The following is a 20,425-nucleotide window of genomic DNA, read 5'->3' as shown; positions in this document are numbered from 1 at the left end:
ATATGGCGGGGCGGAACGGGCGCACCGTGCGCGACCTCAGGCGGGCGAACCGCACGGCGGTGCTGCAACGGCTCTACTTCGACGGACCCCTCAGCCGCTTCGAGCTCGGTCCGGCGACCGGGCTGAGCTCCGGCTCGGTCAGCAACGTCGTCGCCGACCTCGTCGCCGACGGACTGGTCGAGGAGGCGGGCAGTGTCGACTCCGACGGCGGCCGCCCCCGCACCCTGCTGCGGGTGGCGCCCGGCGCGGGCCACATGATCGGCGTCGACGTCGGCGAGACCCGCGTCCGCGTCGAGCTGTTCGACCTGACCCTCACCGAACTCGCCCGCGCCGAACGGCCCCTGGAACAGCAGCGGTACGAGGTCGAGGTCATCGTCGGCCACATCCGCGACGGGATCGCCGAGGTCCTGGACGAGGCCGGCATCCCGCCCGAACAGCTCCTCGGCGTCGGTATCGGCGTCCCCGGCATCGTCGAACGCACCCCCGACCGCGGCGCCGTCGTGCACGGCCAGACCATCGGCTGGGACGCCGTCCCGCTGGAGTCCCTGCTGCGCACCACCTCCCGGCTGCCGGACTCCGTCCGCTACTTCATCGACAACGGCGCCAAGACCCTCGGCCAGGCCGAGATGTGGTTCGGCGCCGGACGCGGGGCGCGCAACGCCATCGTCGTGCTCTTCGGCTCCGGCGTCGGCGCCTGCCTGGTCACGCCCGAGGTGGAACACGGGCGCGCGGTCGAGTGGGGGCATCTGACCGTCCGGGTCAGGGGGCGCCGCTGCCGGTGCGGCGCGCTCGGCTGCCTGGAGGCGTACGCGGGTGCGGAGTCCCTGCTGGAGCGCTGGCGCGAAGAGGGGGGACGGCCGCCGGAGGGCGCCGACGAGGAGACGGCGCTGTCCGCGATGCTGGCCGCGGCGTACCCCTCCGGGGGCGGGACGGCCGACCCCGTCGCGCTCGGTGTGCTGGAGGAGACCGCCGAGTACCTGGGCGCGGGGCTGTCCGATCTGATCAACCTCTTCCAGCCCGAGCGGATCCTGATCGGCGGCTGGGGCGGGCTTCAGCTCGGTGCGCGGTTCCTGCCCGCCGTGCGGCGGTACGCGGTGTCGTACGCCCTGCGCCACCCGGCCGAGAAGGTCGCGATCGAGCTGGGGCGGCTGGGGCCGGACGCGGTGACCGTGGGGGCGGCGATCCTGCCGCTGGCCGACTTCTTCGGCCGCGGGGGGCGCCGGCTGGAACCGGCGGCGGAGGGGCCCGTGCCGGCGTGGCAGACGGCTCTGGAGGAGCGGGCTCCGCGGTAAGGGCTGGGCAGCGGGGTCATTTGCGCGACTGCGGCTGTGTTGTGGCTGGTCGCGCAGTTCCCCACGCCCCTTGAGGGGCGCCCCGCGACCCCATGTTTTACCGGTCACCGCCGGAGGTACTCGCGTGTCGCTCGACGACGCGAAAGGAGTGCGCCGTGGCGGATCGACACCCTACGGGACAGGACGGCGAGCCCGTGCCGAGGGACCTGCCGGATCAGCAGGTCACCGAGGGCGAGGACCCATTGGACGTGCCCATACCCGCCGCGGAGGAGGACGAGTCCGGCTCCGGTCTGCCCGAAACCGACGAAGCCGGTACCGGCCGTCAGGGAGAGCGGCGGTCCGCGACCGTGCATCCCGAGCACCCCGAACCGGACGAGTCCTCCGCCTGACAGGGAGCCACCATGGGTATCGGCGACCGGATCCGCTCCTGGCCCGTCTACCGTCAGCTCGGCGGAACCGACCGTACGGCCCGCGGGAGCGCCGCGAAATCGCCGTACACCGACAAGCTGCGCGCGCGCACCGACAGCGCGGATCGCGTCGTGCAGTCCGTCTGCCCGTACTGCGCGGTCGGCTGCGGGCAGCAGGTCTACGTCAAGGACGAGAAGGTCGTCCAGATCGAGGGCGACCCCGCCTCCCCGGTGAGCCGCGGCCGGCTGTGCCCGAAGGGCTCGGCGAGCCTCCAGCTGACCACCGGGCCGGCCCGGGAACACCAGGTCCTCTACCGGCGCCCGTACTCCTCCGACTGGGAGCCGCTCGACCTGGAGACCGCCATGGACATGGTGGCCGAGCGGGTGATCCGCACCCGGCGGGAGACCTGGGAGTGGGAGTACGAGGGCATGCGCACCGCCCGCACCATGGGTATCGCCAGCCTCGGCGGCGCGACCCTCGACAACGAGGAGAACTACCTCATCAAGAAGCTGCTGACCGGCCTCGGCGTGGTCCAGGTGGAGAACCAGGCCCGGGTCTGCCACAGCGCCACGGTGGCCGGCCTCGGCACCTCCTTCGGGCGCGGCGGCGCCACCACCTTCATGCAGGACCTGCAGCACTCCGACTGCATCGTCATCGAGGGCTCCAACTTCGCCGAGTGCCACCCGGTCGGCTTCCAGTGGGTGATGGAGGCGAAGAAGCGCGGCGCCCTCATCATCGACGTCGACCCCCGTTTCAACCGCACCAGCGCGCTCGCCGACCTGTACGTGCCGATCCGCGCGGGCACCGACATCGCCTTCCTCGGCGGGATCATCAACCACGTCCTGACCGAGGAGAAGGACTTCCGCGAGTACGTCCTGCGCTACACCAACGCCTCCACCCTCGTCGGCGAGGACTTCCGCGACACCGAGGACCTCGACGGCGTCTTCTCCGGACTCGACGAGGACAAGGCCCACTACGACCCCACCACCTGGCAGTACGAGGGTGTGGAGATCCAGCAGCCCGCGGGCGAGGCCGACGAGCTGTACGAGGAGCGCACCCGCAAGACGGCCGGCGCCGAGGCGCACGGCTCCGGCGGCGCCCGCACCGGACACCGCGCCCCCACCGACGACACGCTCCAGCACCCGCGCTGCGTCTACCAGGTCCTCAAGCGCCACTACGCCCGCTACACCCCCGAGATGGTCGAGGAGGTCTGCGGCATCCCCCGCGAGACCTTCCGGCGCGTGTGCGACGCCCTGACCGCCAACTCCGGCCCCGACCGGACCAGCGCCTTCTGCTACGCCGTCGGCTGGACCCAGCACACCACCGGCTCCCAGTTCATCCGCGCCGCGAGCGTCCTGCAGCTGCTGCTCGGCAACATCGGCCGCACCGGCGGCGGCATCCAGGCGCTGCGCGGCCACGCCTCCATCCAGGGCTCCAGCGACATCCCCACCTTGTACAACCTGCTGCCCGGCTACATCCCGATGCCGCACGCGCACGAGAACATGAACCTCGACAACCACATCGAGACGACCCGCACGGTCAAGGGCTTCTGGTCGAACATGCGGGCCTACATCGTCAGCCTGCTCAAGGCCTACTACGGCGACGCGGCCACCCCCGACAACGACTTCTGCTTCGACCACCTGCCGCGCCTGACCGGCTCCCACTCCACCTACGACACCGTGATGGCCCAGCTCGACGGCGACTGCAAGGGCTACTTCCTGATGGGCGAGAACCCGGCCGTCGGCTCGGCCAACACGCGCCTGCAGCGCCTGGGCATGGCCAACCTGGAGTGGCTGGTGGTGCGGGACTTCTCCCTCATCGAGTCGGCGACCTGGTGGAAGGACGGCCCCGAGATCGAGACCGGCGAGCTGCGCACCGAGGACATCGGCACCGAGGTGTTCTTCTTCCCGGCCGCCGCCCACACCGAGAAGTCCGGCTCCTTCACCAACACCAACCGCTGGGTGCAGTGGCACCACGCCGCCGTGGAACCCGAGGGCGACGCGCGCAGCGACCTGTGGTTCATGTACCACCTGGGTCGCCGGATCAAGGAGCGGCTGGCCGCCTCCACCGACCCCATGGACCGCCCGATCCAGGACCTGAGCTGGGACTATCCGGTCACCGGCGAGCTGAACGAGCCCGTCGCCGACGCCGTGCTCGCCGAGATCAGCGGCCACGGCCCGGACGGCTCCCCGCTGGGCGCCTACACCGAGCTCAAGGACGACGGCTCCACCCGCTGCGGCTGCTGGATCTACTGCGGCGTCTACGCCGACGGCGTCAACCAGGCCGCCCGCAAGAAGCCCGAGTGGGAACAGGACTGGGTGGCCGCCGAATGGGCCTGGGCCTGGCCCGCCAACCGCCGCATCCTCTACAACCGCGCCTCGGCCGCCCCCGACGGCACCCCCTGGAGCGAACGCAAGAAGTACGTCTGGTGGGACCCGGAGGAGGGCAAGTGGACCGGGCACGACGTCCCGGACTTCGTACCCGACCGCGCGCCCGACTTCGTACCCGACGACGACGCGGTGGGGCCCGACGCGCTGCGCGGCGACGACCCGTTCATCATGCAGGCCGACGGCAAGGGCTGGCTGTTCACGCCGGCCGGCCTGGAGGACGGGCCGATGCCCACCCACTACGAGCCCCAGGACTCCCCGTTCCCCAACGCCCTGTACCCCTCCACCCCGCGCAGTCCGGTCCGCCGGCTGCTGCCGCGCGAGGGCAACCGCTACCACCCGAGCGGCGGGGAGAAGGGCGCGGAGGTCTTCCCGTACATCGTCACCACCCACCGGCTCACCGAGCACTTCACGGCGGGAGGGATGAGCCGCTGGTCGGAGTATCTGTCCGAGCTGCAACCGGAGTTCTTCTGCGAGGTCTCGCCCGAGCTGGCCCGCGAACGCGGCCTGGAGAACGGCGGCTGGGCGACCGTCGTCACCGCCCGCAACGCCGTCGAGGCGCGGGTGCTGGTGACCGAGCGCATGCGGCCGCTGCGGGTGCAGGGCCGGGTCGTCCACCAGATCGGCCTGCCCTTCCACTGGGGCCCCAACGGTGTGGCGACGGGCGACGCGGCCAACGAGCTGACGGCCATCGCCCTCGACCCCAACGCCCACATCCAGGAGGACAAGGCGCTGACCGCCGACATCCGCCCGGGCCGCCGGCCGCGCGGACCGGAACTGCCGAGGCTGGTCGCCGACTACCGCAGGCGGGCCGGCATCACCTCGGACACCGGAACGGAGACACGCAAGTGAGCGAGGAACGCGTCGGCTTCTTCACCGACACCTCCGTGTGCATCGGCTGCAAGGCCTGCGAGGTGGCCTGCAAGGAGTGGAACGCCGTCCCCGAGGACGGCCTGTCCCTGACCGCCATGTCCTACGACAACACGCAGGCCCTCGGCGCCTCCACCTGGCGGCACGTCGCCTTCATCGAGCAGCCCCGGCCGGACGGCCGTACCCAACTCCCCGTCGTGGAAGGCGGATCGACCGCCCAGGAGACGGCCGTCGGCGGTGACGGCGAGCTGCGCTGGCTGATGTCCTCCGACGTGTGCAAGCACTGCACGCACGCCGCCTGCCTCGACGTCTGCCCCACCGGTTCGCTCTTCCGCACCGAGTTCGGCACGGTCGTCGTCCAGGAGGACATCTGCAACGGCTGCGGCTACTGCGTGCCCGCCTGCCCGTACGGCGTCATCGAGCAGCGGCCGCACGACGGACGCGCGTTCAAGTGCACGATGTGCTACGACCGCCTTGGCGCAGGACAGGAACCGGCCTGCGCCAAGGCCTGCCCCACGGAGTCCATCCAGTTCGGGCCGCTCGACGAACTCCGCGAGCGCGCCGCCCTCAGGGTCGACCAGCTGCACGAGGCGGGCGTCCCCGAGGCCCGGCTGTACGGCCACGACCCGGACGACGGCGTGGGCGGCGACGGCGCGTTCTTCCTGCTGCTGGACGAGCCCGAGGTGTACGGGCTGCCGCCGGACCCCGTGGTCACCACCCGGGACCTGCCGGCCATGTGGAAACACGCGGGCGTCGCCGCACTGTCACTGCTGGGCGGCGTCGCGGCGTGCTTCGCGGCGACGGCGGGAAGGGGCCGACGATGAGCGTGATCCAGAACGCGCGGCGCGGCCGGCGCCGGCGCGGCGAGCAACCGGTCGTCCCGCGCGCCGAGTTCCGGTCCTACTACGGCCGTCCGGTCATCAAGCCGCCCTCCTGGGCGGCCCCCGACATCGCCGGGTACTTCTTCCTCGGAGGGCTCGCGGGGGCGGGCTCGGTGCTCGCGGCGGGGGCGCACCTGACGGGACGTACCACCACCGCGACGGCACTGAAGGTGTCCTCGCTCGCCGCCGTCTCTCTCTCGGCCGCCGCCCTCGTCCACGACCTCGGCAAACCGAGCCGCTTCGCGAACATGCTGCGGGTGTTCAAGCCGACCTCGCCGATGAGCATGGGCTCCTGGCTGCTCGGCGCGTACGGGCCCGCCGCGGGTGTGGCCGCCGCGAGCGCCGTGACCGGCCGGTTGCCGCGTCTCGGGGGCGTGGCAACCGGCGCCGCCGCGCTGCTCGGCCCCGCCGTCGCCACGTACACCGGGGTGCTGGCCGCGGACACCGCCGTGCCGGCCTGGCACGGCGTCCATCGCGAACTGCCCTACCTGTTCGCGGCGTCCGCGACGGCCGCCGCCTCCGGAATGGCGCTGGTGGCAGGTCCCACCGGCGAGAACCTGCCCGCCCGGTGCGCCGCCGGGCTGGCCGCCCTGGCCGACACGGCGGTGGAGAAGGCCGCGGAGCGGCGGCTGGGCATGGTCGCCGAGACCTGGAAGGAAGGCAGGGCGGGCACGCTGCTGCGCTCGGCCCGCGCCCTCACGGCCGGCGGCGCGGTCGCGGCCGCCCTGTTCGGCGACCGGCGCCCGGTCGCGGTCGCCTCCGGCCTGGCGCTCCTCGCCGGCTCCGCCTGTACCCGCTTCGGCGTGTTCGCGGCGGGCGTCGCCTCCGCGGAGGACCCGAAGTACACCGTGGTACCCCAGCGGGAGCGGCTCGACGGGGCGGCGTCCGACCGGCCCTCGTAGCGGAGTTGGAGTTCGGTCGGCACCGCCCGGTTCAGCCGACCTTGCGTCCCCGCATCGGCTCCGTGGGGGCGCCCTCGCCCTGTTGGAGGCCGCCGAGGAACTCGCGGAGGACCTCGGTGGCCGAGTGCCGGGGCTGCCAGCCGAGTTCGGTACGCGCGCGCGTGCAGTCCATCAGGGGCAGGCGCAGCACCGCGTCGAACAGGTGCGGCGAGGCGGGCAGCAGACGCAGGTTCCAGGCCGCCGCGATCGCCGAGCGGGCCGCGGCGCGCGGGAGGCGGACCGAGCGGGTGTCCAGCATCTCCGCCAGCAGCTCCGCGTCGACCCAGGGCTCGGCGGCCAGGTTGAAGGCGCCGCGGGTCTCCGTGCCGAGCGCCGCGACGTACGCCCTGGCGGCGTCGTCGGTGTGCAGCGCCTGCACCCGCAGGCCGGGGACGTCGGGCAGGAACGGCAGCAGCTCGGGGCGGGCCGGCGGACCCGGCAGGAAACGGCCGCCGAAGATGCGTCGCTGCTCGCTCGCGGACTCCCGCTTGAACAGGAACGCCGGCCGCATCCGGACCACCCGCACCTCGGGATGCTCACGCTCGAACGCGTCCAGCGCACGCTCCAGATACGCCTTCTCCCGGCAGTACGCGGCGTCCGGCCAGCCGTGCGTCGGCCACGACTCGTCGACCGCGCGGTCCTTGGGCCCCGGAGAGTAGGCGCCCACCGACGAGGCGTGCACCAGCGTCGGCACCCCTGCCGCCGCCACCGCCTCGAACACCCGGATGCTGCCGAGGACGTTCGTGCGCCAGGTAGTCGCCGGGTCGTGCGTCGGCTGGAACGCCCACGCCAGATGGATCACCGCGTCGGCGTCCGCGAACTCCTCGGCCAGATCCGCCCGTTCGGACGCCAGGTCGACCGCGGACCAGTCCGTCCGGGGCGGCGACCAGTCGGGGATGCGCCGGGCCAGCCCCAGTACGGAGCCGACGTCCGAGTCCTCCGAGAGCGCGCGCACCACGCTGGTGCCGACATTGCCGGTGGCGCCCGTGACCACGATCCTGCTGCCCGCTGTGCTGCTCACCTTCGGCTCCTTCGCTCGCTCGCCGGACGAGCCGACCGAGTACCCGTGCGGCGCGGATTCACCTGCCGCCCGGCATGACCCCGGAGGTAATCGACCCCGGCGGCGTCCGCCGGAACCATTGAGGACGTACCCACCGCACCGGATTGCAGGAGGTCGTCCCATGCCGTACTTCACCAGCCCCGCCGACGGAACGCGGCTGCACTACGCCGACTACGGACCGGCCGACGGACCGGTGGCCGTCTTCGTCAACAGCGCCTACCTCGGCTCCGAGATGTGGGAGTTCCAGATGCCGGCGCTGGCCGCGGCCGGCCACCGCTGCGTGAGTCTGGACCGGCGCGGGCACGGCCGCTCCGACGACGTCTGGAACGGCTTCGACCTCGACACCCTCGCGGACGACCTGTACGGGCTGATCGACCACCTCGACCTGCGCGAGGTCACGCTGATCGGTCACTCGATGGGCTCCGTCGAGATCACCCGCTGCCTCACCCGGCACGGTGCCGACCGGGTGGCCCGGGTCGCCTTCGTCGCCGGCATCGCCCCGGGCGTGGTACGCACCGCCGACAACCCGGACGGCCTGGACCCCGACGCCATGCGGGCCGCCAACGAGGTCTGCCGCCGGGACCGGCCGGCGTTCTTCCAGGACGGCATCGCGGGCTTCTTCGCCGTGGACCGGCCGGGCAACGAGGTGTCCGAGGCGTTCATGCAGTACTTCATCCAGCGCGCCCAGCTCTCCTCGCCGCACTCCACGTCCGCGGTCCAGGAACTCGTCGCCCTCGTGGACGTCACCCCCGAACTGCCCAAGATCGACCTGCCGGTGCTGATCGTCCACGGCACCCACGACACCTCGGCCGCCCTGGACCTGACCGCCCGCCGCGCCGCCCGCCTGCTCCCCGACGCCACCCTCAAGATCTACGACAACGCCGGCCACGGCCTGTTCATCACCCACGCCGACCAACTCACGGCGGACTTGCGCGAGTTCATGACGAGCTGAGCCGGCGCGGGATGATCAGGCACTGCCTAGGCCGCGAAGGCGTTCACGCCCGTCAGTTGTGCCGACAGGTTCCACAGGCGGGACGCCTCGGCCGGGTCGGTCGCCCAGGGCTTGACGCCGGTCGGGGTGTCGTCCGGCGCGGGTTCGGCGATGTCGCAGTCCTCCAGGTAGACGCCGCCGAGGCCGTCGAGCTGGGGCGAGGTCGCCGCCCAGACCTGGGTGGCCGCACCCTGCGGCGGGGTCTTGAAGCCCTCGGGGTTGAGGATGTTGCCGTCCTCGTCGATCCAGCCCCGCTCGATCATCTCCTCGCGGGGGATGTGCCGCTGCAGCGGCGTGAGGATGCCGCCGGGGTGCAGCGAGAAGGCGCGGACGCCCGCGTCGCGGCCGAGCCGGTCGAGGTGGACGGCGAACAGGACGTTGGCGGTCTTGGCCTGGCCGTAGGCCTGCCACTTGTCGTATCCCCGCTGCCAGTTGACGTCGTCCCAGCGGATGCCGGAGAAGTGGTGGGCGCGGGAGGAGACGGAGACGACCCGGGCGCCGCCCGCCGCGATCGCCGGCCAGAGGCGGTTGACCAGGGCGAAGTGGCCGAGGTGGTTGGTCGCGAACTGCGCCTCCCAGCCGGGCCCCACACGCGTCTCGGGGCAGGCCATGATCCCGGCGTTGTCGATCACGATGTCGAGGGCGCGGCCGGTGGCGAGGAACCGCTCGGCGAAGGACCGCACGCTCTCCAGGTCGCCGAGGTCCAGTTCGTCCACCTCGACGCCGTCGAGACCGGCGAGCGCCTCCTCGGCCGTGGCCCGGCGCCGGGCCGGGACGACCACCCGGGCGCCCGCCCTGGTGAGGGCGCGGGTCGTCTCCAGGCCGAGTCCCGAGTAGCCGCCGGTGACGAGGGCCAGCTTGCCGGTGAGGTCCAGGCCCCGCAGGACGTCGTCGGCGGTACTCGTCGCACCGAATCCGGATCCGATCTTGTGCTGTGGAGTGCTCATGCCGGGAACGCTACGGATTGGAGTGCTCTCGAAGTCAAGCGCGACCTGGCCGCGGGCAGAGAGAAGCCCCGACCGGACGGGGGATGCCGGTCGGGGCAGCCGAAGGGTGGGTGCGGACGGCGGTCGCCTCTCGGCGAAAGGCTCCACAGGGCTTCAGCCGAACGATCGTCCCTGTGTGCGAAAGGTGAGGCCCGGGGACACTGTCCCGTCCACACCCACGGCTTGTTCAACGGGCAACCACCCTCAGGTGTTCCGCTGTTCGGCCTCTTCGGCGGTGATCTGAGTCACCTGCGCCGCGGCGGGAACGGAGTCCACCCACAGGTTCTCCGCCTGCAGCACCAGTGAGCCGAGCACGGTCGTCCGGTCCGCTCCGTCGGCCGCCTGCTCCCGCAACTCCTCCTGCAGCCGCCGGTGCAGGGCGCGCCGGGCCTCCTCGCCCCGGCCGTCCGCACCCTCGACACCGCGCGCGTCGAGCAGCCGGGCCCCCTCCGCGGCGCAGGCCTCGGCGATCAGCTCCAGCAGCCGCGCGTACGTCCGCAGCACCCGCCCCTCGGGCAGGGTCGGCGTACGCCCGTCCTCGGCCGCGACCACCAGCGTCCGCACCAGGGACTCCACATGCCCGGTGACCCGGCTGAAGCGCTCGTCCTCCGCCTCCTCGGGCACCGCCGCCGGAACCCGGCGCAGGGCGCGCAGCGGCCGGCTCGTCAGCCGCAGGCTCTCCCGGCTCCAGCGGCGCGCCGAGCGCAGCGCCTCCAGCCGGTGCTCCAGCCGCGCCGTGGCATGCGACCAGCCGGCCGTGGTCCGCCCGTCCCAGCGCTCGTGCCGCAGGTCGTCCGCGACCGTCCGCAGCACGTCACCGGCTTCCCGGGCGAGGGCCGCGAGGTTCTCCCGCACGTCCCGCAGGTGAATGGGCGGCAGGACGAGCGCGTTGACGGCCACCCCGATCACCGCGCCCAGCGCCGCCTGCCCCACCCGGTGCCCGACCGCGGTCGCGGTCACGGTGCCCGACGCCAGGGTGAACACCGCCGTGGTCGCGGCGTAGACCCCTTGGTCGCCGAAGCGCGACCAGTTCGACAACAGCATCAGCACCGGCAGGCACAGCGCGAGCGCGCCCAGCGTCGCCCCGGTCAGGGCCTGCGCCGCCGACGCGCACAGGGTGCCGACGCAGATCGCCGCGAACTGCTGCGCCGCCTGCCGCAGCGAGCTGTACACCGTGGCCTGCACCAGCAGCAGCGCCACCCAGGGCGCCATCAGGGCCATGGGATCGTTCATCCCGTCGCTCGCCACGACCCAGGCGAGCAGCGCCGCCCCGGCCGCCTTGAGCGACTGCACCACCAGGTCCCGCTCCCGGCCCGGTGACCGCCAGGCCGCCCGCGCGGAGCGACCGGTCCTGCCGGCCGTCCGCCGCCAGGCGTGTGCCGAGTGCCTGAGCACCGCTTTCGTCCCGCTCATGGGCGTACGGGTGTCCGAGATCGCGGAGCCGGAGCGGGGGGAACGCTGTGACGTGCCGCACTCAGGCGAAGGGGCCGTCCTTCAGCGAGGCCAGCAGATGCGCGGGATCGTCGTACACCGCCTCGGCGCCCGCCTCCTCCAGGTCGCGGCGGGGGATGCCGCCGCACAGCACGCCCACGCAGCGCACCCCGGCCCGGCTGCCCGCGCGCATGTCCCACACCGTGTCGCCGACGAACACCGCCCGCTCGGGCGGCACCCCGGCCAGCTCCAGGGCGTGTTCGACCGGCTCGGGTGCCGGCTTGCCCTCCTCGACGTCGTCGGCGCTCGCGGTGGCGGTGATCGCGTCGTCGGCCGAGATGGCGCGGCGCAGCGCGGACAGCTCGGGGCCGCTCGCGGAGGTGGCCAGCACCACCTGCCAGCCGTCGTGGTCGAGGCGGCGCAGCAGCCGTCCGGCGTCCTTGAACGCGGGGAGCCGGTCGAAGTACTGGCCGTACAACGCCTTGTGCGCGGCGCTCAGTTCGGCGTCCTGGTCCTTGTCCCGCCGCTCACCGAGCAGCCGGGCGACCAGGTCCTCGGACCCCAGCCCGATGGAGCGGTGGACGGCGTGCATGGGGATGTCGTGCCCCGCCTGCCGCAAGGCTTCCCACCAGGCCACCACGTGCAGGTGGTTGGTGTCGGCGAGGGTTCCGTCGACGTCGAACACGGCCGCCCGTTGCATGCGCGCTCCTTCTCTCCGGCCGCCCGAAGACGACCACCCGAACACGGCTGCTCGAATACGACCGCCTCACTGCGACCGCACAAGCACGGCCGCACAAGCACGGCCGCCTGACCCACGCCCGCACGGGTACCACGTCAGGTGCCCGGCACTCCTGCGGGCAGAGTGCGCCGCCCGGCCCAGGCGAGCAGGTCCTCGCGGGACCACGTGTTCACCACGCGCTCGGCCGGCACCCCGCAGTCCTCGGCCCGCGCGCAGCCGAGGATCTGCCAGTCCAGCTGGCCCGGGGCGTGCGCGTCGGTGTCGACCGAGAACAGCACGCCCGCCTCCACCGCCCGGCGCAGCAGCCGCCGCGGCGGGTCCAGCCGCTCGGGCCGGCTGTTGATCTCCAGCGCGGTGCCCGTCTCGGCCAGCGCGGCGAACACCTCGTCGGCGTCGAAATGCGACTCCGGCCGGCCCCGCCCCGTCACCAGCCGCCCGGTGCAGTGCCCGAGCACGTCGGAGTGCGGATCGCGGACGGCCGCCACCATGCGGCGGGTCATCGCCCGGGCGTCCATGCGCAGCTTGGAGTGCACCGACACCACGACCACGTCGAGCCGCTCGAGCAGCTCGGGCTCCTGGTCGAGCGTGCCGTCGTCGAGGATGTCGCACTCGATGCCGGTGAGCAGCCGGAACGGCGCCCAGTCGGCGTTCAGCTCCGCCACCACGTCCAGCTGCCGCCGCAACCGCTCCGGGGAGAGACCGCGGGCCACGGTCAGCCTGGGGGAGTGGTCGGTCAGCACCGCCCACTCGTGGCCGAGCGCCGCCGCGGCCCGCCCCATCTCCTCGATCGGGCTGCCGCCGTCCGACCAGTCGGAGTGCAGATGGCAGTCGCCCCGCAGCAGTGCCCGCAGCTGCTCACCGCGCCGCTCGCCACGGGGCGCCGCGGCCTCGCTCTCCAGCTTGCCCAGGTAGCCGGGGACCTGCCCGGCCAGCGCCTCCCGCACCACCTGCGCCGTCCTGGGGCCGACGCCCTTGAGCGACTCCAGCGTCCCGGCGTCGGCCCGCTCACGCACCTCGCCCTCGGGCAGGGACGTCAGGACCCGGGCCGCCGTGCGAAAGGCGCGTACGCGGTACGTCGGCGCCAGGGACCGCTCCAGCAGGAAGGCGATCCGCTCCAGTGCCTCGACGGGATCCATGGTCACCTCCACGTCCAGGGTTCCCCACCCGCGCCCGGGCCGCACTGTTGGTCTGGTCACCGGTTCCGACTCGGGCTCGGCCGGGCCGCCGCCGTCGGGACAGTCCGCGTCCGGCGAGGAAGGACTTCCGGACCTGGTACGCCACGGTCCTCGCCGCCGTCGCGCTCGCCGTCGTGACGGAGGAGGCCCGCGCTCACCCGGCTGGGCGAGCACGGGCACTTCGGGCGTCCCACCACTCACGGCGCCGTCGAGTCGGCTGTGCTGGAGCTTCTCCAGGAGTGACGCGCCCGAGCCAGGTGGGCCGGTTGCGTCCTACGCTCTATTGCATGACCGAACAAGCAGCTCCCTACATCGCGCATCCGCGGATCATGGTGCTCGGAGTGCAGCCGGGCACGCCTCCGTTCCGGATCGTGGAGATCGACGGCGAAGTGGTCGGCGAGGCCAAGGGCGTCATCGACGTCCTGGAGGCCGCCGCGGCGTTCGGCATCACGGTCCACGACATGGACGATCCGGACGTGGTGCGCTGGGTCGGCGGCGACAAGTTCACCTGGAGACTGCACTAGCCCGCTGGTCAGCCGACCGTCCACTTCTGGTTGGCGCCGCCCGCGCAGGACCAGATCTGCAGGCGGGTGCCGTTGGCCGAGTTGTTGCCGGTGACGTCCAGGCACTTGTTCGCCTGCGGATTGACGATGTCGTGCGCCCCGGTGACCGTCCACTTCTGGTTCGGGCCGCCGGTGCAGTCCCACAGCTGGACGGTCGAGCCGTCCGCCGTGCCGTTGCCGGTGACGTCCAGGCACTTGCCCAGCGCGCGCAGCGTGCCGTCGGGGCCGACGGTCCACTGCTGGGCGGCGGTGCCGTTGCAGTCGTAGAGCTGGACGGGCGTGCCGTTGGCGGGGTTCGCGCCGGCGACGTCCACGCACTTGCCGGCCAGGCCCCTGATCGCCGCGCCGGTGGCCGTGTCGCTCGTGGTGACCGACACCGAGTCCACCACCAGCTGCTGGGGGAAGACCGTGGAGCCGTCAGGGTCGCCGGGCCAGTAGCCGCCCACCGCCAGGTTGAGGATCAGGAAGAACGGCTTGTTGAACACCCAGGTCTTGCCGCCGAGGTCGGCGGGGGTGCGGCGCTGGTAGACGTTGCCGTCCACGGACCAGGTGATCGAGTCGGGCGCCCAGTCGACGGCGAAGGTGTGGAAGGCGTCGGCGAAGGCCTGGCCGCCCGGCAGCGTGTAGGCGGCACCGATGCCGCCCGAGCCGGAGTAGCCGGGGCCGTGGATGGTGCCGTGCACGGTGGAGGGTTCGAAGCCGACGTTCTCCATGACGTCGATCTCGCCGGAGTCCGGCCAGTTGACCGGCGTGCCCAGCATCCAGAACGCGGGCCACATGCCCTGTCCGCGCGGGATCTTCATCCGGGCCTCGACGTGCCCGTACTGGGCGGTGAACTTCCCCGAGGTGTTCAGCCGGGCCGAGGTGTACTGGCAGGTGCCGTACCAGCACTGGTAGTTGGCGGGGTTCTCGCGCCGGGCGGTGATCACCAGATGGCCCTGGCCGTCCAGGGCCGCGTTCTTGTTGCCGGACGTGTAGTACTGCCGCTCGTGGTTGTTGACGTTGTCGCCGGTCTCGATCTGCCATTTCGAGGAGTCGACGGCGGCTCCGGCCGGCCCGTCGAAGGTGTCCGAGAACGTCACCGCGGCGGCGGTGGCCCTGGGCGTCTCCGCCTGCGCCGCACCGGTCGCGGCGGACGCGACGAGGACGGCGGACAGGGCGGCGAACAGACATCTGCGCAGCAGTCGTGGGGAGGCCACGGCACTTCCTTCCGTACGGCGGCCGGGCGCACACGTGCGCCCGGCCGGGGTGGGGGGTGAAGGCGTCGCCTCTTGATTTAAGAAGTGAGATAAGGGCAGCGTCAATAGTTTGGTACGGACCAGGGGTAGGGGCTCCTGGTTATGCGCTCTTTGTCCGCTTGGCCGGCCTGCCGGGCACCCGCTCCCGGGCGTGCACCTTGCCCATCCGCCGCCCCAGCAGCACCCAGCCGATCAGGGCGCCGGTCGTGTTGAGGATGACGTCGTCGATGTCGAAGGCACGCCCGTTGACCAGTGCTCCCTGGGCGAACTCCACGAGCAGCATCACGACGGCGGTCAGCAGCAGCACGCGCAGCAGCCCGCGTGCCCGTGGCGCGACGACCGGTACGAGGACGCCGAACGGGATGCCCAGCAGAATGTTGCCGCCGATCTGCTTCACGGTGTCCCGCAGCGCCGGCTGCTCCAAGTAGGCCCGGATCGAGCGGCCCGGATGCAGGTTGGTGTGCACCAGCGAGGCCGAGGCGGGGGAGGGTTCCAGCGTCAGCTTGGCCAGCACCACGGCGAAGGCCACCATGGTCGCGAACGCGACCAGCATCGCCAGCACCCGGATCGGCCAGGGCAGCACATGCCGCTCCCGCGGCTCCGGGCGGGGCGCGGGACGCGCCTTCGCCTTCTTCGCGGGCTGCGCGCTCTTCTCCGGCTTCCCGGCCTTTGCGGTGCGCAGGCGCAGGGCGGACAGCGGGCGCACTGCTGCTCGGGCCATCAGGTGGTCCTCCAGTCTTCAACTTGCTTGCGTTTCAAGGCGTTTACCCCCTCGATGCCCGACGATGCCGCCGTATCCGCGGTCCGGGCCGGGCGCCCGTCCGGTTTTCCTTCCCGCTGTCGGGGCACTCCGGGCGGTGAGCCGAGCGCGCCGCCACCCGCGGCGCCCGTCGTGATGCTTGGATGCCGCGCAGGGACGGACCGGACATCTCGTCGGCACGGTGTGCGAGCGGAGCCCGAGGAGGTGGCGCATGACCCCGCGGACGGCACTCCTCGCCCTGGCCGAACTGCTCGTCTGGTGGGCCGCGCTCGCCCTGTTGTGGCTGGTCCTCATCAGCACGGTGGACCCCCTGGAACTCGCCGTCGGCGCGGGCTGTGCCGCCGTGGGCGCCCTCGCCGCGCGAGCCGCCCGGCGGGCGGTGACCGGATCGTGAACGGCTGGACGCTGGCCGCGACCGTCGAACTCGGCGGCGGCCTGGGGGCTGCCCTGTGGGGTGTGACCACCGGCCCGCTGCGGCGCCGGGTCCTGGCCCAGAACCTGTCCACCGCCCTCGCCTGCCCCGGCCTGCTCCTCCTCTCCCAGGCCTACGGCCGCCCCTCCTACGTCGACCTCGGCCTCGTCCTCGCCCTGCTCGGCCCGGTCGGCACCCTCGTCTTCGCCCGGCTGCTCGCCGACGAACTCGCCGAGGACCCCCCGCGCACCTGGGCAGCGACGTGGGCGGTCGCCGGCCTGGGCGCGGCCGCGGTCATCGCGCTGTGCGTGGCCACCGGGCCCGGCCGGGCCATGGTCAAACTCCTGGTGATCGGGGCGCTGCTGATCATCGGGAACATCGTCGCCTCGCGTGCCCTGTCCGGCGGGTTCCGGGGGGTGCGCGGTGGCTGACGCGGTGATCGTCGTCGCGCTGCTGCTGGTCGTGGCGGCCGCGACGGCGGCGGTGACGACCCGTGATCCCGTGCGCCAGGCCCTCGTCCTGGCCGTCCTCGGCGTCGTGCTCGCCGTGCTGTTCACCGTCCTCCAGGCACCCGACGTGGGTCTGTCGCAGCTGGCCGTCGGCTCCGCCCTGACCCCGCTGCTGCTGATGCTCACCGTCCGCAAGGTCAGGCGGCGCGGCCGGGGCAAGGAGGACGGCCGATGACCCGGCGCGGCCGGCTGTGGGTACTGCTGGCCGGTGGCGCGGGCCTCGCCGCGCTGCTCGTCGCCGCCTGTCTGAGACTCCCGGACTTCGGCGGGGCCCGGCATCCCTACGGCGACCGGGCCGTGCGCGCCTCCCTCGCCCGGCACACCGCCAACACCATCTCCTCCGTCAACTTCGACCAGCGCGCCTTCGACACCCTCGGCGAGATGATGATCCTGTTCGCCGCCGTCGTCGGCTGTGTCGTGCTGCTGCGCCAGACCCGCGACGAACACCGCGCGCGCCCCGAACCCGCCGAGGTGGCCCCGCCGGTACGCCGCTACGCCCTCGTCGTCCTGCCCCTCGCCCTGCTCAGCGGGCTGTACGTGGTCGCCCACGGCCAGCTCAGCCCGGGTGGCGGCTTCCAGGGCGGCGTCGTCGCGGCGACGGCCCTGCACCTGCTCTACCTGGGCGCCGACTACGGGGCACTGGAACGGGTCCGCCCGATCGGCGCCTACGAGGTCGGCGACGCGCTGGCCGCCTCCGCCTACCTCGTCACCGGCCTCGCCGGACTCGTCGGGGGCACCGCCTTCCTGGCCAACACGCTGCTGCCGTACGGCACCTTCAACACCCTGTCCTCCGGCGGCACCGTCCCCCTGCTCAACGCGGCCATCGGCATGGAGGTCGCCTGCGCCGTCGTCATCCTGCTCGCCCGCTTCCTGGACCAGGCCGTCGAGATCGAGGAGGCGGACGGGACGTGAACGCCGTGATGGACGTACTGCCCTACCTGGTGGCCGCCTGGGTGTTCCTGGTCGGCTGCTACGGCCTGGCCGCCAGCCGCAACCTCATCCACGCCGTCGGCTGCCTGTCCGTCTGCCAGGCCGCCACCTACGTCCTGCTGCTGGCGGTGGGCTACCGCGACAAGGCCACCGCACCCGTCTTCTCCGACATCAAGCCCGGCTCCCGGCCGGTCGTCGACCCCGTCGTCCAGGCGCTCACCCTCACGGACGTCGTCGTCGGCGCCACCGTCACCGCCCTGCTGCTCGCGCTCGTCGTGCAGATCGCCAAGCGCCACGACACGGTCGACCCCGATGAGCTCTCCGAGCTGCGCGGCTGATGAACGATCTGCTGCCCCTCCTCGTCGCCGTCCCCCTGCTCGGCGCGGCCGTCCTGGTCGCCGTGGGGCGCCGGCTGCCCCGGGCCGTCGCCGAGTCCGTGGCCTGCGCCGTCTGCGCCGGTACCGCAGGACTCGCGCTGGTGCTGCTGCTCGACTCCTCGCCGCCGATGACCGAATGGGTCGGCGGCTGGCAGCCGGTGAACGGCCACAGCGTCGGCATCGTCCTCGTCGGGGACGGGCCGGGCCTCGGCATGGCCGCGCTGGCCTCGCTGCTGACCCTGGCGGCGATGGCGTACTCCTGGCACTACTTCGACGAACCGCCCCGCCGTCACGCGGGCTCCTTCCCCGCCCTGTTGCTGCTCTTCCAGGGCGGCATGTGCGGCTTCGCGATCGCCGGCGACCTGTTCGACATGTTCGTCTGGTTCGAGCTGATGAGCGTCGTCGCCTACGCCCTGACCGGCACCCGCGTCGAGGAGGCCAAGGCCGTGCAGGGCGCCCTCACCTTCGGCGTCGTCACCTCGCTCGGCGCCTACGCCATGCTGATGGGCATCGGGCTGCTGTACGCCCGCACCGGAGAACTGGCCCTCACCCAGATCGGGCGCGGCCTGGACAGTGCCGCCGTCCACGGGGGGCCCGACGCGCTCACCCTCGCCGGTTTCGTCCTCGTCCTGACCGGTCTGCTGGTCAAGGCCGCCGCCGCGCCCTTCCACTTCTGGCTGCCCGACGCGCACGCCGTCGCGCCGACGCCCGTGTGCATGCTGCTGTCCGGCGTCATGGTCGAGCTCGGCACGTACGGCGTCTGGCGCGTGTACGGCACCGTCTTCTCCGGCCCGGGCGGCGTCCCGGCGGCCGACGCGGAACGGGTGCTGCTGGTGCTCGGCACCCTGACGGCGCTGATCGGTGCCGTGATGTGCTGGTTCCAGCGGCACATCAAACGGCAGCTGGCCTTCTCGACGGTCGCCCACACCGGGCTGTTCCTGATCGGCCTCGGGGTGCTGACGCCGGAGGGCGACGACGGGGTCGCGCTGTACGTCCTCGGCCACGCCGGGGTGAAGGCCGCCCTGTTCGCCTGCACCGGCATCCTCCTCGACCGGTTCGGCAGCGTCGACGAGTACGCCCTGCACGGCCGCGCCCGGCGGCTGCGCGGCGTGGCCGTCCTCTACGGCCTGGGCGGCCTCGCCCTCGCCGGGCTGCCGCCCTTCGGAACGGGCCTCGGCAAGGCCGTCGCCGAGGAGGCCGTGGGCGGCCCGCTCACCGTCGTGTACGTGGTGGTGAGCGCGGTGACCGGCGCGGTGGTGCTGCGCGTCACCGCGCGGGTCTTCCTGGGCCTCGGGCCCCGGCCCGAGGAGGACACCGAGTACGAGACGACCGGCTCCGGCGAGCAGCCCGAGACCCGGAGCCGGCTCGGCCGCGTCCCCGACACCATGACGACGGTTCCCGCGGTGCTGCTCGCCGCCTCCCTCGCCGTCGGCGTGGCTCCCGGCTTCGCCGGCGTGGTCGCGCACGGCGTCAACGAGGCCGGCGCCGGCGGAGCCGTGGTCTCGGCTCCGCATTGGACGCCGGCCGGAGTCTTCCTCGCACTGGCCTCGACCGCGCTGGCCGGAGGGCTCGCGGCCCTCGCCGTGGCCCGGCCGAAGCTGCTCGCCGGTGCCTACCGCGCCTCGCGGCTGCGGCGCCTGCAGTCCGGGCACGTCGGGGACTACGTGGCCTGGATGCTGGTCGGCGCCGCCCTGCTCGGCGCGCTGGCCCTGCCCGGGGTGCTGGGCGGCTGATCAGCTCTGGTACGAGACGTTCACCTCCTTGAAGCCGAGCGAGTGCAGCAGCCCCTCGAGCATGTCGGTGGTGTTGCTCTCGGCGCGCTTGGTCAGTCCGCTGTCCTTGGCGGCGTCGCCGATGTGCTTGACCGCGGCCTTCTGCACGGCCTGCTCGCTGTTGGGGTTGTCCGAGAAGAGGTCGCCCAGCCGGTCCAGCAGACCGCGCTGCTTGGAGACCGCGTAGGAGCGGTCCGGGTCGAGGGCGGGCTTGCCCAGCGCCGCGTGCGGCAGCCGGAGGGTGGCGGACGTGCGGTCGCCGTTGACCGTCACGTCGTCCTTGCCGACCTTGCCCAGGTCGACATAGGCGTCGACGGTGCCCGCGCCCACGTAGAGGACGCGGGTGCCGCGGATGGCGTCGGGCAGGTACTTGGTGTCCTTCTCCAGGTCGACGACGACCTGGAAGTTGCCGGAGGCGGCGTCGTAACGGCTCATGTCCTGGATGGACTGGAGCAGTGTGGGGCCCGTGCGGTCGTGCGTCTCGGTGCCGAACAGGTCCTTGAGGCCCGGCAGCACGGCCAGCCGGATACCGGCGAAGAACACCACGAGCACCAGCACGACGGCGCTCACCGCCTTCGCCCAGCCGGGCATGCGCCTGGACACGCGCCTGATGGGAGTCGTCATGGCGACGGCCCTCCTTTCCACTGACACGGATGCCCGCCAAATGCCCGGCCAGACCGTCTCGTTGGCCGATTGGCACCCT

The 20,425-nt window shown here is 72.8% G+C and carries 21 protein-coding genes; 13 read left to right on the top strand and 8 right to left on the bottom strand.

Annotated elements, in window-relative coordinates:
- Positions 1-2: 2 nt before the first annotated feature.
- From ACQF4J_RS06955 to nrfD, 5 genes are all read left to right on the top strand, one after another.
- Entirely contained in the window at positions 3-1,292 is a 1,290-nt protein-coding gene (locus tag ACQF4J_RS06955; protein WP_351581476.1) for an ROK family transcriptional regulator, read from the top strand.
- Between the two features lie 155 nt (positions 1,293-1,447).
- Positions 1,448-1,681 carry a hypothetical protein gene (locus ACQF4J_RS06950; RefSeq protein ID WP_351581474.1) on the top strand — a complete coding sequence of 78 codons (234 nt, stop codon included), beginning with the start codon at positions 1,448-1,450 and terminating at the stop codon, positions 1,679-1,681.
- Between the two features lie 12 nt (positions 1,682-1,693).
- Positions 1,694-4,939, top strand: a complete 3,246-nt coding sequence (gene fdh / locus ACQF4J_RS06945; RefSeq protein WP_351806723.1) for a formate dehydrogenase — start codon at positions 1,694-1,696, stop codon at positions 4,937-4,939.
- Positions 4,936-5,781, top strand: a complete 846-nt coding sequence (locus tag ACQF4J_RS06940) for a 4Fe-4S dicluster domain-containing protein (RefSeq protein ID WP_351581470.1) — start codon at positions 4,936-4,938, stop codon at positions 5,779-5,781. The genes fdh and ACQF4J_RS06940 overlap by 4 nt, the downstream gene beginning before the upstream one ends.
- Positions 5,778-6,740 (top strand): NrfD/PsrC family molybdoenzyme membrane anchor subunit, encoded by a 963-nt coding sequence (gene nrfD, locus ACQF4J_RS06935; RefSeq protein ID WP_427165119.1) that lies wholly within the window; start codon positions 5,778-5,780, stop codon positions 6,738-6,740. Before ACQF4J_RS06940 ends, nrfD begins: the two co-directional genes overlap by 4 nt.
- A gap of 31 nt (positions 6,741-6,771) precedes the next feature.
- Here the strand turns inward: nrfD and ACQF4J_RS06930 are convergent, their stop codons facing one another.
- Complete coding sequence (locus ACQF4J_RS06930; RefSeq protein WP_351581466.1) at positions 6,772-7,800, bottom strand: SDR family oxidoreductase; 1,029 nt, start codon at positions 7,798-7,800, stop codon at positions 6,772-6,774.
- Between the two features lie 160 nt (positions 7,801-7,960).
- On the opposite strand from ACQF4J_RS06930, the gene ACQF4J_RS06925 reads away from it, so the two are divergent.
- The gene (locus tag ACQF4J_RS06925; protein WP_427165116.1) at positions 7,961-8,791 is read left to right on the top strand and encodes an alpha/beta fold hydrolase; all 831 of its coding nucleotides are present in this window, start codon (positions 7,961-7,963) and stop codon (positions 8,789-8,791) included.
- A gap of 26 nt (positions 8,792-8,817) precedes the next feature.
- Here ACQF4J_RS06925 and ACQF4J_RS06920 read toward each other — a convergent pair whose 3' ends face one another.
- The 4 genes from ACQF4J_RS06920 to ACQF4J_RS06905 form a co-directional block, all read right to left on the bottom strand.
- On the bottom strand, positions 8,818-9,777 hold the full coding sequence (locus ACQF4J_RS06920) for an SDR family NAD(P)-dependent oxidoreductase (protein WP_351581460.1): 960 nt from the start codon (positions 9,775-9,777) through the stop codon (positions 8,818-8,820).
- 243 nt (positions 9,778-10,020) lie between these two features.
- The gene (locus tag ACQF4J_RS06915) at positions 10,021-11,229 is read right to left on the bottom strand and encodes an FUSC family protein (protein WP_427165114.1); all 1,209 of its coding nucleotides are present in this window, start codon (positions 11,227-11,229) and stop codon (positions 10,021-10,023) included.
- Positions 11,230-11,290: 61 nt separating this feature from the next.
- Positions 11,291-11,947: an HAD family hydrolase gene (locus tag ACQF4J_RS06910; RefSeq protein WP_351581457.1), complete on the bottom strand. Its 657-nt coding sequence runs from the start codon at positions 11,945-11,947 to the stop codon at positions 11,291-11,293.
- Between the two features lie 134 nt (positions 11,948-12,081).
- Complete coding sequence (locus ACQF4J_RS06905) at positions 12,082-13,122, bottom strand: PHP domain-containing protein (RefSeq protein ID WP_427165111.1); 1,041 nt, start codon at positions 13,120-13,122, stop codon at positions 12,082-12,084.
- Positions 13,123-13,448: 326 nt separating this feature from the next.
- On the opposite strand from ACQF4J_RS06905, the gene ACQF4J_RS06900 reads away from it, so the two are divergent.
- Positions 13,449-13,685 (top strand): hypothetical protein, encoded by a 237-nt coding sequence (locus tag ACQF4J_RS06900; protein WP_200703357.1) that lies wholly within the window; start codon positions 13,449-13,451, stop codon positions 13,683-13,685.
- A gap of 8 nt (positions 13,686-13,693) precedes the next feature.
- Here the strand turns inward: ACQF4J_RS06900 and ACQF4J_RS06895 are convergent, their stop codons facing one another.
- Both ACQF4J_RS06895 and ACQF4J_RS06890 read right to left on the bottom strand, forming a co-directional pair.
- Positions 13,694-14,923, bottom strand: a complete 1,230-nt coding sequence (locus tag ACQF4J_RS06895; protein ID WP_427165109.1) for a lectin — start codon at positions 14,921-14,923, stop codon at positions 13,694-13,696.
- 139 nt (positions 14,924-15,062) lie between these two features.
- The gene (locus ACQF4J_RS06890; protein ID WP_351580738.1) at positions 15,063-15,683 is read right to left on the bottom strand and encodes a VanZ family protein; all 621 of its coding nucleotides are present in this window, start codon (positions 15,681-15,683) and stop codon (positions 15,063-15,065) included.
- 250 nt (positions 15,684-15,933) lie between these two features.
- Here ACQF4J_RS06890 and ACQF4J_RS06885 point away from each other — a divergent pair, with 250 nt between their 5' ends.
- From ACQF4J_RS06885 to ACQF4J_RS06860, 6 genes are read left to right on the top strand one after another with little or no spacing between them, the layout of a single operon-like run.
- A complete protein-coding gene (locus ACQF4J_RS06885) occupies positions 15,934-16,116 on the top strand; it encodes a hypothetical protein (protein WP_351580735.1) in 183 nt (60 codons plus the stop codon).
- Positions 16,113-16,565: an MrpF/PhaF family protein gene (locus ACQF4J_RS06880; RefSeq protein WP_427165106.1), complete on the top strand. Its 453-nt coding sequence runs from the start codon at positions 16,113-16,115 to the stop codon at positions 16,563-16,565. Before ACQF4J_RS06885 ends, ACQF4J_RS06880 begins: the two co-directional genes overlap by 4 nt.
- Positions 16,558-16,818 carry a hydrogenase subunit MbhD domain-containing protein gene (locus ACQF4J_RS06875; RefSeq protein WP_351805694.1) on the top strand — a complete coding sequence of 87 codons (261 nt, stop codon included), beginning with the start codon at positions 16,558-16,560 and terminating at the stop codon, positions 16,816-16,818. Before ACQF4J_RS06880 ends, ACQF4J_RS06875 begins: the two co-directional genes overlap by 8 nt.
- The gene (locus ACQF4J_RS06870) at positions 16,815-17,555 is read left to right on the top strand and encodes an MnhB domain-containing protein (protein ID WP_351580726.1); all 741 of its coding nucleotides are present in this window, start codon (positions 16,815-16,817) and stop codon (positions 17,553-17,555) included. The genes ACQF4J_RS06875 and ACQF4J_RS06870 overlap by 4 nt, the downstream gene beginning before the upstream one ends.
- Before the next feature lie 8 nt (positions 17,556-17,563).
- Positions 17,564-17,911 (top strand): sodium:proton antiporter, encoded by a 348-nt coding sequence (locus tag ACQF4J_RS06865; protein WP_427168575.1) that lies wholly within the window; start codon positions 17,564-17,566, stop codon positions 17,909-17,911.
- Positions 17,911-19,683, top strand: a complete 1,773-nt coding sequence (locus ACQF4J_RS06860; protein ID WP_351805696.1) for a complex I subunit 5 family protein — start codon at positions 17,911-17,913, stop codon at positions 19,681-19,683. The genes ACQF4J_RS06865 and ACQF4J_RS06860 overlap by 1 nt, the downstream gene beginning before the upstream one ends.
- Here ACQF4J_RS06860 and ACQF4J_RS06855 read toward each other — a convergent pair whose 3' ends face one another.
- Complete coding sequence (locus tag ACQF4J_RS06855; RefSeq protein WP_351580714.1) at positions 19,684-20,346, bottom strand: DUF4230 domain-containing protein; 663 nt, start codon at positions 20,344-20,346, stop codon at positions 19,684-19,686.
- Positions 20,347-20,425 lie beyond the last annotated feature (79 nt).

Origin of the sequence: Streptomyces sp. C1-1 (genome assembly GCF_050214755.1) — a bacterium.
Taxonomy (GTDB): Bacteria; Actinomycetota; Actinomycetes; order Streptomycetales; family Streptomycetaceae; genus Streptomyces.
Note: the sequence above shows the minus strand (reverse complement) of the source record. Positions and strands in the feature narration are given on the sequence as shown.